Annotated in this window: 10 protein-coding genes and 1 pseudogene; 10 read left to right on the forward strand and 1 reads right to left on the reverse strand. The window is 47.0% G+C overall.

Going from position 1 to position 14,729, the window contains the following annotated elements; translation table 11 throughout:
• The first annotated feature begins 75 nt into the window (after window positions 1–75).
• From RID53_RS36050 to RID53_RS36095, 10 genes and pseudogenes are all read left to right on the forward strand, one after another.
• The gene (locus RID53_RS36050) at window positions 76–1,521 is read left to right on the forward strand and encodes a circularly permuted type 2 ATP-grasp protein (protein ID WP_446392666.1); all 1,446 of its coding nucleotides are present in this window, start codon (window positions 76–78) and stop codon (window positions 1,519–1,521) included.
• 104 nt (window positions 1,522–1,625) lie between these two features.
• A complete protein-coding gene (locus RID53_RS36055) occupies window positions 1,626–2,573 on the forward strand; it encodes an alpha-E domain-containing protein (protein WP_446392667.1) in 948 nt (315 codons plus the stop codon).
• A gap of 69 nt (window positions 2,574–2,642) precedes the next feature.
• Window positions 2,643–3,554: a transglutaminase family protein gene (locus RID53_RS36060; RefSeq protein WP_446392668.1), complete on the forward strand. Its 912-nt coding sequence runs from the start codon at window positions 2,643–2,645 to the stop codon at window positions 3,552–3,554.
• Between the two features lie 21 nt (window positions 3,555–3,575).
• Window positions 3,576–5,066, forward strand: coding sequence for a TldD/PmbA family protein (locus tag RID53_RS36065; protein ID WP_446392669.1), 1,491 nt, complete (start codon window positions 3,576–3,578; stop codon window positions 5,064–5,066).
• A 352-nt stretch (window positions 5,067–5,418) separates the two neighbouring features.
• On the forward strand, window positions 5,419–5,757 hold the full coding sequence (locus RID53_RS36070; protein WP_446392670.1) for a hypothetical protein: 339 nt from the start codon (window positions 5,419–5,421) through the stop codon (window positions 5,755–5,757).
• Between the two features lie 18 nt (window positions 5,758–5,775).
• Window positions 5,776–6,141 (forward strand): hypothetical protein, encoded by a 366-nt coding sequence (locus RID53_RS36075; RefSeq protein WP_446392671.1) that lies wholly within the window; start codon window positions 5,776–5,778, stop codon window positions 6,139–6,141.
• Window positions 6,142–6,890: 749 nt separating this feature from the next.
• Entirely contained in the window at window positions 6,891–11,480 is a 4,590-nt protein-coding gene (gltB, locus tag RID53_RS36080) for a glutamate synthase large subunit (protein ID WP_446392672.1), read from the forward strand.
• A gap of 196 nt (window positions 11,481–11,676) precedes the next feature.
• Entirely contained in the window at window positions 11,677–12,009 is a 333-nt protein-coding gene (locus RID53_RS36085) for a DUF6883 domain-containing protein (protein ID WP_446392673.1), read from the forward strand.
• A 19-nt stretch (window positions 12,010–12,028) separates the two neighbouring features.
• Window positions 12,029–12,277, forward strand: a complete 249-nt coding sequence (locus RID53_RS36090) for a DUF4926 domain-containing protein (RefSeq protein WP_446392674.1) — start codon at window positions 12,029–12,031, stop codon at window positions 12,275–12,277.
• A 182-nt stretch (window positions 12,278–12,459) separates the two neighbouring features.
• Window positions 12,460–12,903: pseudogene (locus tag RID53_RS36095) on the forward strand (Uma2 family endonuclease); the annotation flags it as partial.
• 131 nt (window positions 12,904–13,034) lie between these two features.
• Here RID53_RS36095 and RID53_RS36100 read toward each other — a convergent pair.
• Window positions 13,035–14,471 (reverse strand): GUN4 domain-containing protein, encoded by a 1,437-nt coding sequence (locus RID53_RS36100; protein ID WP_446392675.1) that lies wholly within the window; start codon window positions 14,469–14,471, stop codon window positions 13,035–13,037.
• Between the last annotated feature and the right edge of the window lie 258 nt (window positions 14,472–14,729).

Below are 14,729 nucleotides of genomic sequence, written 5' to 3' on the forward strand. Positions count from 1 at the left end.
CTACAGTTCTAGATCCAATTTAGACCAATCTTGGAATACGTAGGGTGTACATCAAGGAGGAGGGGTGTAGTAAACGTGGCAGTACAATGGGATCTCTACAATCCAGAAGACTTCTATGATGAGCTGTTTTCAGCCCAAGGGCAGCCACGACAGTCAGCCGCTGCCCTGATTCAATGGATGCAGGGACTGCGCCCTGATGAACTCCAGCGACACCGGGAAACGGCTCAAGTTGCTCTGCTTAAGTTAGGCGTAACCTTTAGCGTCTACAGTGATAATCAGGGCATCGAACGGGTATTTCCTTTTGATATTATTCCCCGAATTATCTCGGCTCAGGAATGGAAAACCCTAGAGGGTGGACTCAAACAACGGATTAGAGCGCTGAACCTCTTCCTCAACGATATGTATGGGGAACAGCGTATTCTCAACGATGGCAAAATTCCCCCCGAAGTTGTGTTTTCGGCAACGGGATTTCTCAAGCCTTGCGTCGGCTTAAAGCCGCCCAGCGATGTCTGGTGTCACATTACCGGAACCGATTTGGTGCGCGATCGCGAGGGTCAGTGGTATGTTCTAGAAGATAACCTGCGTGTACCTTCGGGCATCTCCTACGTATTGGAAAATCGGCGGGTGATGAAAAGTACATTCCCGGCAATCTTCCAAACTCTGGCAATTCAACCCGTGGACGATTATCCCAGCCATTTGCTAGAAACGCTGCTCAATTTAGCACCACCTCAACTCCCTGATCCCACGGTTGTTGTCCTAACTCCCGGTATTTACAACTCCGCCTACTTTGAACATTCCTTTTTAGCCCAGCAAATGGGGGTGGAACTGGTTGAAGGTCGGGATTTAGTCGTCGTGGATGGCTATTTGCAAATGCGAACGACGAAAGGATTGCGGCGAGTGGATGTGGTGTATCGTCGTGTGGATGATGACTTTTTAGATCCCCAAGTCTTTCGTCCGGATTCCCTCTTAGGTGTACCCGGATTGATGGAGGTTTATCGCCAAGGGCGAGTCGCCTTAGCCAATGCACCCGGAACAGGTGTAGCCGATGATAAGGTTGTCTACGCTTATGTCCCCGAAATGATTCGCTATTACCTGGGAGAAGAACCAATCTTATCCAATGTTCCCACCTATTTATGTTGGCAAGAACAAGACCGAAACTATGTCTTGAATAATTTAGAAAACGTCGTGGTTAAGTCTGCCAATGAGTCGGGGGGGTATGGTATGTTAGTGGGTTCGAGTTCCACGGAGGTAGAACGGGCGGAGTTTGCTGAACGAATTAAAGCTAATCCTCGCAATTATATTGCCCAACCCATCCTTTGTTTGTCGCGAGTGCCAACCTTGATTGATCATCAGGTAGAAGGACGACATGTCGATTTGCGCCCTTACATTTTGCATCGGGGAGACGACATTTATGTTCATCCCGGTGGATTAACCCGTGTGGCGTTGAGAAAAGGTTCTCTGGTGGTAAATTCATCCCAAGGGGGCGGAAGTAAGGATACGTGGGTTCTGAATCACTCATGAATTACACTGTTCCCAAGCTAGTCCTTTGTTAATAACTTCCTCAACACAACAAAGGACTAATGACAAATGACAAAGGACGAATGACAAAGGACGAATAAATACTTATGCTAAGTCGGGTTGCTGATTCTATCTACTGGCTCAATCGCTATATCGAACGGGCAGAAAATATTGCCCGATTTGTGGATGTTAACTTAAATTCCATGCTGGATATGCCACCCGGAGTAACCCAGCAATGGGAACCCTTGGTGATTACAACAGGGGATCGAGATGTATTCCAGGAACGCTATGGCGAGGCTACCTCGGACAATGTTATCCACTTCCTCACCTTTGACTCGAACTATCCCAATTCGATTCTATCTGTACTCCAACTTGCTCGCGAGAATGCCCGTTCGGTTCGGGAAGTGATATCTTCAGAAATGTGGGAAGAGGTTAATCAATTTTTCCTCATGGTGAAAGAGGCGTCTCAAGGAGGAGCATTGGGGACATTGCCTGATTTTTTCACCCAAGTTAAACTGGCTAGCCATCGCTTTGCTGGGGTTATGGATGCCACGATGACCCATAATGAAGGGTGGCATTTTGGGCAACTGGGTCGATTATTAGAACGGGCAGATAAAACAACCCGCATTCTCGATGTGAAGTATTTTGTGTTACTGCCATCGGTACAGTGGGTAGGAACGCCATTGGATCAAATTCAATGGATGGCGCTGCTGAAATCTGCTAGTGCTTATGAAATGTATCGCAAGTCTCAGCATCGGATTACACCCACAGGTGTCGCTGAGTTTCTAATTTTAAACCGCCAGTTTCCCCGCTCAATTCACTTCTGTCTAGCGCAAGCGGAACAATCATTACATCAAATTACTAGCACCCCCCGTGGAACCTGGTGCAACCCAGCAGAACGTGCGTTAGGGCGTTTGTGTTCTCAACTCGGATATCTGACCATAGAAGATGTGTTTGAGAATGGCTTGCATGAATTTTTAAACCAAATGCAAATCGAAATTAATCAGGTAGGTAACCAAATCTCGAAAACATTTTGTGCGGTAGAACCTGTATAGTGAGCGAGGGAGACATGTAGAGACGTGCCATGGCACGTCTAGAGGAGCAGGGGAGATTAAATTAATATAGTGCGTTACAAAATTTGTCATACCACAACCTATACCTATAATCAGCCCGTTATATTAAAACCCCATATCATCAGGCTACGTCCCCGGTGTGACGGGACTCAGACAATGCATTCGTTTAGATTGGAGATTGAACCTAAACCTGAGAAAATTGCTGAGATTATTGAACTCGATGGAAACGCGATCGCGAAACTTTTATTTAATACCAGCACCGAACAATTAACGATCAGCGCTACATCCGTTGTGGAAACCTGTCGAACTAATCCCGATAGCATTCAACTCGAATCCTGGGCGACTCAGTTACCGATTAATTATCCCGACTACTGGTTCTCTCAGTTACAGCCTTATCAGCAATTTTATGACCCTACCTCCGGGAATTCGATCAAGCAATTAGCCCAAGATCTTTACCATCAAGTTAATGGCGATACCGTTAACTTTGTCAAAACACTAAACCAACATCTCTACAGCCATTGTAAACCCCAGTATCGGGAAAAAGGTGCGCCTCGGTCTCCCCGTAAAACCTGGGACTTAAAGAAAGGCTCTTGTCGCGATTTAGCGGTACTATTCATGGATGTTTGTCGGGTGATGGGATTAGGCGCACGGTTTGTTAGTGGGTATCAGGAAGGGAATCTAGAACGATCGCAACGATATCTTCATGCTTGGGTAGAAATTTACTTACCGGGTGCAGGCTGGCAAGGCTATGATCCTAATCAAGGTGTTATTGTTACAGATCGCCATATTCCCCTCGTGGCTTGTGCTATACCCCGATATGCTGCTCCGATTTCCGGTGCGATCGCGACGACGAAATCGGTGGGTGAAGGGGGTAATAAAATTGAGTCAGATATGAAAATTAATTTGTCGATTGCCAGAGATGAATATAGCGGTTTTCAGTCCGATACAATACATTTAACATAAGTCAATGTTCACCAATCGACTATGGTACAAGCACTCACCCCAACCACCACCGCAACGGATTTGGCTCAACTGGCGATTGATTTAATTCGTCAAGCTGGCTGTGAATACGGCGATGTCCGATTTTGCACCTACCGCCATCAAAATCTTTATGCCCGCGATCGCTCCCTGAGTCAACTTTGTGATAATGTTAGTGCTGGCTTTGGGGTGCGGGTGTTATTGGATGGGGCGTGGGGTTTTGCAGCCAGTCCCTATAAAACACCAGCAGAGGTGGAACGGATTGTCACCTTAGCCGTGGAAATCGCCAAGGGGAGTCGCCTGTCTCAGCAGACAGGGGTGCAACTGGTTCCTGTCGCCGCCTATCAGGATACCTACGTCACTCCGATGGACATTGATCCCTTTAGTATCCCGATTACTGAAAAAGCTGATCTACTGTTGCATATTAATGACCAACTGCTGGGTTATGGCGAACGGGGGATTAAAAAGGCATATTCGTATTTACAATTTACCAAGGAAGATAAGACCTTTGCTTCGACGGAAGGTTCGCTGATTCACCAAACGCTGTATCGGACGTATCCTGGATTTGGTTGCAGTGCGATCGCCAATGGAGATGCTCAAAATCGCAGCTATGAACGTCCGCCGATGAATAAGGGCTATGAGCATGTTATCCGAGCGGATTTACTCTCTCAAGTGGAACGAGTTGCGGAAGAGGCGATTGAAAAAGTCCATGCACCGAAAAGTCCCTCTGGTATTCGCACCACGCTAATTCTGAAACCGACAAACCTGTGGTTAACGATTCATGAATCCGTCGGACATCCCACAGAATTAGATCGAGTATACGGCTATGAAGCCAACTTTGCTGGCACCAGTTTCGCCACCACTGATAAATTAGGGAAACTCCAGTATGCTGCACCTTGGGTCAATTTCAAAGCCGATCGCACCCAACCTGGTGGACGCAGTACCATGGGGTATGATGACGAGGGCGTACCATCACAAGAGTGGTACGTTGTCAGGGACGGAATTTTAGTTGATTATTTGACTGATCGCGAAACCGCCTATCGATTGGGGCGAGGCAGTAGTAATGGTAGCGCCTTTGCCGATAGTTGGTCAAGTGTACCGATGGTACGCATTCCCAATTTAGGCTTAGAACCGGGAGTCGAGGGGAGAAGTCATACGGCGACATTAGCCGAAATGATTGCTGATACCGAGGATGGTATTTTAATTGATGGCATTGGCAGTTTTTCTATTGATCAGCAACGGCGTAATTTTCAGTTTGGTGGCGATGCATTTTGGAAGGTAGAAAAGGGTAAAGTGGTAGGAATGTTAAAAGATGTCACCTATCATTCCATGACCACAGACTTTTGGAATAGTGTAGACGCGATCGGACCTAAGTCTGAATGGCAACAATGTGGGACGAATTTATGTGGTAAAGGTGAACCCATGCAAATCGCCCAAATGACCCATGCTTGTGTTCCGGTGCGGGTGCGAAATATCCACATCGGCGGCGCATCTTAATCCGTTTGTAGTTCGTAGTAAAGGAACCTTAGCCTTTCAACGTTTCAACGAAGCCAATAACCCTTGAATAAAGGGCGGGTTTTGTTGCTCAGTTATTGGTAACCCGCCCAATTGAATCCCTAAACCCGCCCCTACGAATGGATATTGGGGGAATCTGGGATAATTATTAAGCGCGATCGCCTATCGTAATCTGTAGGGTGGGTTAGGCGGGATTTAATTGAAGCGCCATTGAATAAAGGGCGGATTTTGTTGCTCAGTTATCGGTAACCCTCCCAATTGAATCCCTAAACCCGCCCCTACGATAGAACTATCCGCCGTAACCCACCGATATTCAGGCTGAAAATGTCTTAAAATGGAGCCAAGCCTGATAATTAAATTGTGGAGTGGTTGCGAAAAGTTCGCGCTACTTATTTCCACCAAGGTTCAACAAGTCATTAGAGACATTCATCAACGATTTAATCAGGATGACTTTATTTCACCCACAGCAACTGCCAACTCAACCCTTAATCCTCATCTAGAAATCAAAACCCAGTATCTTTATGGCAAGGAAGTGGAGATAATTATTAATCAAGGAACCGTAATTGGAGTTATCAGTGCTAATAAAATTTCCCAACCCAGTCGGCATAAATTGAACCAAGCAGGTATTGCGTTTGCCGAAAATATACCCAAATCAGTATTTACCCATTCCTAATCGGAGAGAGGATAACTTATGTTAAGCATTAATTTCTATGGAGAAAACGGAGAATCCCCGAAAAGCATTCGGGTGGGAGAAGATTTTTATCAGTGGTTAGCCTATTCAGATTTTGCTCAAGTTGGGCGTTCCCAACTGACGACGATTTGTGTTGATGGAGAAGAAATAGAACTCCCACTGCTTCCCTTAACCAGCACCACAAGAAGTATGTTGATTGCCCTTTTTAATGAAATGATTTTGACAGAAACAGCCGCTATGTTAACCGACTTAGAAAAAGCGGTTTCTCAAAAACTATTAGAGCCAAGAACTTATCGGTTAAAAAAGCTTTTGGCGTTGTTGAATTGCTGTAAAGACAACGGTTTCGCTTACTTGCAGAGGGAATAATGAGGGCAGGCTACAGAATACAGCAATTCCTTCTTAGTAAGGGATGCGAGCCTTTAAAAATGTTCAACGAAGGCAATAATCCTTTAAAACTATCCGCCGTAACTCTAATCTGTAGGGTGGGTTAGGCGGGATTTAGTTAGGCGGGATTTATTTAATTGAGGCGCCATTGAATAAAGGGCGGGTTTTGTTGCTCAGTTATCGGTAACCCTCCCAATTGAATCCCTAAACCCGCCCCTACGATAGGTTAACAAATTCTGAATTCAACTTTTATCGGGTTCGCGATCGCACTCCGGTTGAAATGGTTTGAGCAAAGGGGTTCTCTTTCATTAAGATACTACCTTTTTGATAATTGATCAAGCGTCACCTTTAACAGCATTCAGTATCAGAATATACTGTTTTTTTGAAGCATTTTCCAACAAAACTCAACCCTCCACTAAATTAAAGCCAAATCCCCCAAATCTTATCGTTTTGTTAAAGCTTGGCTTGTACTTCTGGTGGAGTTGGTTTATCGTAATCCCACAGGCTTGTGGTGTCGCAGCGGGATACCCTCCCGAAAAGGCAGGAGGCTACAAGGCAAGGAGGCAGAAGGTAGAAGAAAGGAATGCTTGTACAGTAAGCTGTTGCACCTTTTTCCACTGGATACTGATTTCCGCTACGTTGCACCAGATAGCTTTCCAACCTCTACACTGAAAAACGGGCGCAGGTCCTTGCGCCCCTACAACCCTCGTCATTTTTGGGTCATTTTTAAGATGAAAAGCAACCAACTGCCAAAAAAACAAGGTTTATACGATCCACAATTTGAACACGATGCGTGCGGTGTCGGATTTGTCGTGCAGATGAAGGGGAATCAGTCCCACGATATCGTGGAACAAGCGCTAACGATTCTGGCAAACTTGGAACATCGCGGCGCGTGTGGTTGTGAACCGAACACTGGAGATGGTGCAGGGATTTTAATCCAAATCCCGGATCAGTTTATGCGGAAAGTCGCCGCCGCTGATAATATTACCCTACCGGAAGCGGGTCAGTATGGGGTGGGGGCGATTTTTACCTCCCCTGATCCGATGATTCGCCAGCAGAGTCGCCAGATTTTTGAGAAAATTGCCACGGAAGAAGGGCAAAGGGTTCTAGGGTGGCGGGATGTTCCCGTGGATAATTCGCCCCTGGGAAGTATCGCTAAACTGGGTGAACCGTTTATGCAACAGGTGTTCATCCAGCGTTCCTCAAATCTGGCTGATGATCTGTCCTTTGAACGGAAACTCTATGTGATCCTGAAACGGGCGGAAAAAGAACTGAGTAAGTCAGAGATTGACCCCTGTTGGTACACGGCTAGCCTCTCCTGTCGCACGATTGTGTACAAAGGGATGCTGACGCCGATACAGGTGGGACAATATTATCCCGAACTCCATGATCCGGATCTCAAAAGCGCCCTAGCCTTAGTGCATTCCCGATTTAGTACCAATACCTTCCCCAGTTGGGAACGCGCCCACCCCTATCGCTACATCGCCCATAATGGGGAAATTAATACCTTACGGGGTAATATTAACTGGATGCACGCCCGACAGTCGCTGTTTAAGTCCAAGCTGTTTGGCGATGACTTGGAGAAAATTCAGCCCGTTATTGATTTAGAGGGGAGTGACTCAGCGATATTCGACAACTCCCTCGAAATGTTAGTCCTGTCTGGGCGTTCCTTACCCCATGCGGTAATGATGATGATTCCAGAACCTTGGACGAATCATGAGTCGATGAGTGATGAGACAAAGGCATTCTATGAGTATCACTCCTGTCTCATGGAACCCTGGGATGGTCCAGCTTCCATTGCCTTTACTGATGGTACGACGATTGGGGCAGTTTTGGATCGCAATGGGTTGCGTCCATCGCGGTATTATGTCACCAAAGATGATCGGGTAATTATGGCATCGGAAGCCGGAGTTTTACCCGTGGAACCCGAAGACGTGGCGTTTAAAGGGCGCTTGCAACCCGGGCGGATGTTCTTGGTGAATATGGAAGAAGGGCGGATTATTGCTGATGAGGAATTGAAACAGGCAATTATTACCGAACATCCCTATCAAGCGTGGATTGACGAATACATGGTGGAACTGGCACAGTTAAAGGATGCGCCAGAGGTAGCCCAACCGGAACCCGACACCCTGATTCAACGGCAAGTCGCCTTTGGCTATACCTTCGAGGAATTGCGGATGCTGATGGCACCGATGGCACAGAATGGGGTGGAAGCTGTGGGTTCGATGGGTTCAGATACGCCCTTGGCGGTGCTATCCGATCGCCCGAAGTTACTTTACAATTATTTCCAGCAACTCTTCGCCCAAGTCACCAATCCCCCGATTGATTCGATTCGGGAAGAAATTATCACCTCAGCCGAAACCACAATTGGTTCAGAACGCAACTTACTTGAACCTGAACCCCAGAGTTGTCATTTAATTGAACTGAAAACGCCGATTCTCACCAACGAGGAATTGGCAAAGCTGAAATATGTCTCCGAAGGGGAGTTTAAATCCATTACCCTTCCGATTCTATTTGACCCCAAGGCTGGGGTGAAGGGATTGGAAACGGCGATGGAGGAGATTTTCGCCAAAGCGGATCAGGCGATCGCAGAGGGGACGACTATAATTATTTTGAGCGATCGCGGCATTGATAAAGACCATGCACCCATCCCCGCTTTACTGGCGGTGGCGGGATTACATCACCACCTAATCCGCAAAAAGACACGTACCAAGGTGGGAATCGTCTTAGAATCCGGAGAACCTCGCGAAGTTCATCATCATGCGCTGCTTATCGGGTATGGCTGCGGTGGGATTAATCCCTATCTGATCTATGAAACCATTGACGATATGATCAGCCAGGGCTTGCTGGAGAATATTGATCGCAAGACAGCCCAGAAAAACTATATCAAAGCCGCCACCAAAGGGGTAATTAAAGTCGCCTCCAAGATTGGCATTTCCACGATTCAAAGCTATCGCGGCGCCCAAATCTTTGAAACCATTGGACTCAAACAAGCCCTGGTTGATAAATATTTTACCTGGACAGCCACCCGGATTGAAGGGGCGGATTTAGACGTAATTGCCCAAGAAGCCATTATGCGTCATCGCCACGCCTTCCCAGATCGAGAGGTGAATGGACATACCCTAGATGCAGGCGGCGAATATCAGTGGCGTAAAGACGGTGAGGCACACCTATTAAGCCCCCAAACCATCCACGCCCTACAAAACGCCGTGCGTCAGGGAAGTTATGAGTCCTATAAAGAGTATTCTGCCCTAATTAATGAGCAGACCAAGCAACATTTTACCCTACGTGGACTCCTACAATTCAAGAAACGCGACCCGATTCCCTTAGAGGAAGTCGAACCCGTGGAGGCGATTACCCGACGCTTCAAAACTGGGGCGATGAGTTATGGTTCCATTTCTAAAGAAGCACATGAATCCCTAGCCATCGCCATGAACCGAATTGGCGGGAAATCCAATACCGGGGAAGGGGGAGAAGATCCCGAACGCTATACCTGGACGAATGAACAGGGCGATTCTAAGAATAGCGCGATTAAACAAGTCGCATCGGGGCGGTTTGGCGTCAACAGTTTGTATTTGTCTCAAGCCAAGGAACTCCAAATCAAGATGGCGCAGGGGGCGAAACCGGGAGAAGGGGGACAGTTACCGGGGCGCAAGGTGTATCCTTGGATTGCCAAAGTCCGCAACTCGACGCCAGGAGTGGGGTTAATCTCGCCACCGCCGCACCACGATATCTACTCAATTGAAGACTTAGCCGAATTAATTCATGACTTGAAAAACGCCAACCGTGACGCCCGGATTAATGTGAAACTGGTGTCTGAGGTGGGAGTGGGAACCATCGCGGCGGGGGTTGCCAAAGCCCATGCGGATGTGGTACTGATTTCCGGTTTTGATGGCGGAACGGGTGCATCGCCGCAAACCTCGATTAAACACGCCGGATTACCCTGGGAATTAGGGGTGGCGGAAACCCATCAAACCTTGGTATTAAATGATCTGCGATCGCGGATTGTCGTGGAAACCGATGGTCAAATGAAAACCGGGCGCGATGTGGTCATGGCGGCGCTATTAGGGGCAGAGGAATTTGGCTTCTCTACGGCACCTCTCGTGACCCTGGGCTGCATTATGATGCGAGTTTGTCAAAAAAACACCTGTCCAGCGGGAATTGCCACTCAGAACCCGGTGCTGCGTCAGAGTTTCATCGGCAATCCGGATCATACGGTAAACTTCATGACCTTTGTCGCCCAAGAAGTGCGGGAAATCATGGCACAACTGGGATTCCGCACCCTGAATGAAATGGTGGGGCGTGTAGATGTCTTAGAAGCGAAGCAGGCGGTGGATCATTGGAAGGCGAAGGGATTGGATTTATCCCAAATTCTCTATCAACCGGATGTGGGACCCGAAATTGGGCGCTACTGTCAAATTCCCCAGGATCATGGGTTGGATAAGTCCCTGGATATGAGGGTTCTACTAGACTTATGCAAAGGTGCGATCGCCAAGGGTGAAAAAGTAACCGCTACCCTACCGATTCAGAATACCAATCGGGCGGTTGGCACGATTTTAGGCAATGAAATCACCAAGCGCCATTGGCAGGGGTTACCGGAGGATACCATCCATCTGCATTTCCAAGGAAGTGCAGGTCAAAGCTTTGGCGCATTTGTCCCCAAGGGTGTCACCTTAGAACTCGAAGGAGATGCTAATGACTACTTTGGCAAAGGATTATCTGGCGGTAAATTAATCCTCTATCCCCCCGCCCGTTCCACCTTTGTCCCCCGTGAAAATATCATCGTCGGGAATGTCGCCCTCTATGGCGCAACCGGGGGTGAAGTCTATATTCGGGGAATGGCAGGTGAACGGTTCTGTGTTCGCAACTCAGGGGTTAACGCGGTGGTGGAAGCCGTGGGTGATCATGGTTGCGAATATATGACGGGCGGTAAAGTAGTGGTTTTGGGTCCAACTGGGCGCAACTTTGCCGCTGGAATGAGTGGCGGTGTCGCCTATGTGTTGGATGAACAGGGTGATTTTGCCACTCGTTGCAATACCCAGATGTCCGACTTGGAAAAACTGGAAGATGAGGAGGAAATTGAAATCATCCACCAAATGATTGCCAAACACGTCGAGTACACCAAGAGTCAACTAGGGTTAACCATCTTGGCGAATTGGACAGAAATGGTGCCGAAGTTTGTCAAGGTGATACCCAGGGATTACAAGCGGGTACTAACTTGTCTGCATAAAGCCGAAGAAGCCGGATTAAGTGGCGATGATGCGCTGACGGCGGCGTTTGAAGAAAACGCCCGCGATTTAGCCCGGATTAGCGGTAGCTAGTCCAGCCTTACGTAGGGTGCGTTAGCGAAGCGTAACGCACCATTTCCCCAAGGTTTAATCACAGGGAAGCGTAACGCACCATTTCCCCAGGGTTTGATCACAGGGCGACCCGAGTCAATTGAATGGACAGCGTTGTTCATTGATGCAGGCGGGTCGCCCCTACCGATCAACCGATACACGCCTAGAAAAAGCGGTCATGAAAATTCCTAATCGCGATCGCGCTATTATTGAATCATCCAAATTAACGGAATATCTGCTAAATCCAGACCATAAGCGAGGCGGCACTAAAGCCAAACTTTTAATTCAATGCGGCTATTCTCAAGAAAAATATCAGCAATTAGAAACCGATATTCGTGCTTATCATCTATCGGAAGATATTGATATTGTGAAAGAAACGGCTTATGGAACGCGATATGAAATCAGTGCTTATCTTTCTACACCTGTCGGTAGACAACTGCTTGTCCGGACGATTTGGCAAATAGATAAAGGTACAGATTTCCCCCGTTTGATTACGTTGATTCCTGATTAATCGGTGAATAGAGGATACCATGGATTACGAACTTTATTCAGACGTTATCTTGCTTGGCGATATTCCTGAAGCTGGACTTTATGCAGGTGATATCGGTACAGTTGTCGAAAAACATAACGTTGCTGAATTAGAAACGGGTTATAGTGTTGAATTTTTTGATATGTTAGGCAATACCGTAGCCGTTATGACTCTACCTGAAAGTTCCCTCCGTTCACCAACTCATGCAGACCGACCAACGGTTAGACAAATTAATAATTTTGCCGCGTAGCGAATCAGATATGAAAATTATCAACGTGGAAAGAGAGCCTTGAAATAAATTTCAGGCTCAAAGCTCAAGTAAGCTAAAGCTTACTGAACTCTTGGATAAAGTTATTAACCCGTTTTAACGGGTTTTAGCTCTTAGCCCGTAGACGCGGAGCGGCTTCTCTTCGAGTATTTTAATTCAGGGCTAACTCTCGACTTCAGAGTAAGTTGATTCAATCCATTAATAATGTCAGCGAAGCCGAACAACTTGCTTATGCGTTTCCTGAATTGCGTTGCACCTTTGGCGGACGGTCAATTGTTGCCGATATAGCGGTTCTGCGGTGGGAACATATTCAGTTTGATCAACAGGGCGAACCCCTTGATGATGTGGTCATCCCGCCAGATTGGATGATTGAAATTCTCTCACCCAACCAAAGTTCTAATCAGGTTACAGGTAATATTCTGCACGCGCTCAAGTATGGGTGTCAATTGGGATGGCTACTTGACCCAGAGGATCGTTCAATTTTAGTGTTTATGCCTCAACAACAACCAGAGTTAAAGAATAATCGTGATGCGTTAATTGGGTTAGAAGGCATTCCATTAACGTTAACCGTTGAGCAAGTTTTTGGTTGGTTAAAAATGAAAAAATAGCATTTTTATGAGTGTTTTATTGTGGGATTGGGGCGGTGTCAGGTATGGTCAACGTAGAACCCGCAAGACTTCGTGGATTTTGCCTCTGTTGTAAATTGTTACATTCTGCTGAAACCTTTATATGTTACATTTTACAAGTCTCGACGCGAGAGAAGAGCATCGCACCATTCCCACAAATGAGATTCGTACGTCTCATAACCCGGAGCAACCGGCAGCCTATAGCAGTATCGATACTTAACCGTAGGGAGATGCCCCTGGGGGGCATGGGGACTGTAGAAAAGGTTGTCGTCTCTAATCCAACTCTTATTCACACGCCAACCCACGGTATCACCAAACGCACATAATACGCCTAAATTATACACGCCTTGCCCCCCTACACTTTGCCAAATTTGCTTTTGCACAGAAAAACCAAAGCGTCCGTTACTGTATTTTACCCAGAGACGGTCAATCGTTCGCAGGTCAGTGCAAGGGAATTTTCCAATATCTTCTCTGGTTACATCCAACCAGTATTTTTTGCCGATAACAGCCAGCATTTTATCTGCCGTTTCTTCATCGGCTGCTTTCCATTTTCCAGCCGCTAATAAATCTTGCAGTCGGCGGTAATCGACCTTCTCCGACACACCGACTACCGGACCGCTTTCGACATTTGGTTGTGGTTCCTGGTCCACTGGTTGTAGTGGTGTTAATAAATCTCGCAGTCGGCGGTAATCGATACCACATTCTGAACTCAAATCATCATCCAAATTCTCAGGAATCAATAACCGCAACCATTCCGACACCGATTGAGGACGATTTTCCGGTTGCAGTTCCATTCCCGTCAAAATCCCTTGATTCACCCTATCACTCAGAGTTGAATTCAGCGCCTGTGGTGGTTGTAACGAATCCCGCACCACTCGCATAAATGCTGGCGGTGGTACTTTTGTCGTCAGTAGACAATACAGCGTCGCCGCCAACCCATACACATCCGTATATTCTCCCCGATGTGCCTGCTCATCATACTGCTCAATCGGCGCAAACCCTGGTGTGACATGAACACTATGAGTTTGGGTTAGATTGGGGATAAATTCTCTAGCAATACCAAAATCAATTAGTACCGCTTCTGATACACCAGAACGCACCATAATATTCTGGGGTTTTAAATCTCGATGCAATAATCCCTTATCATGAACCACCGTCAGCGCTTCCCCAATCTGCTGGATATAGCCTAATGCTTCAGCTTCCGATAAAGGACTACGATTTCTCACCCGTCGCCATAAATCTTCCCCCTGGATATATTCCATGGCGATACAGGGAAGGGATTGTTCATGAAAAACATTTTCAATCTGGACAATATGGGGATGTCTACATACAGCTAATCGGGTAGCTTCCTGTTCAAAATCTCGTTGGTATTTATCGCGAAACTCGCTAAAGTCGGGATTCGTCATCACCTCGTCTTTCAGGGTTTTGATGACGAGGGGGTTGCCTTTTTTGTTTTTTGCCAGGTAGGTGATACCAAAGCCACCTTGACCGAGTTTTCGTTCAATGACGTAGCGACGACCGTATAATTGCTGTCCCTTGAGCCAGACCATTGATGATTTTTGCGATAATCCTGTCTTGATTGTGCCACAATCGCTGGATGGAATCGGGATGTTTGTTGATTAGGGGTGTCATTGTTAAGCTATAAACCCCTCACCCCCAGCCCCTCTCCCAACCCCCCTCGTTCCCCCCTACAAGAGGCAGGGCTAATTCATTGTGATGAGAGAAAATTAGGGCAACCAGGACTATTCATACCAAATCCGATTGCGAGAACCACCTTATAAATTAGAACAGCAAAATGCCATCAACAA

This window comes from Coleofasciculus sp. B1-GNL1-01 (assembly GCF_040220235.1).
GTDB lineage: Bacteria > Cyanobacteriota > Cyanobacteriia > Cyanobacteriales > Coleofasciculaceae > Coleofasciculus.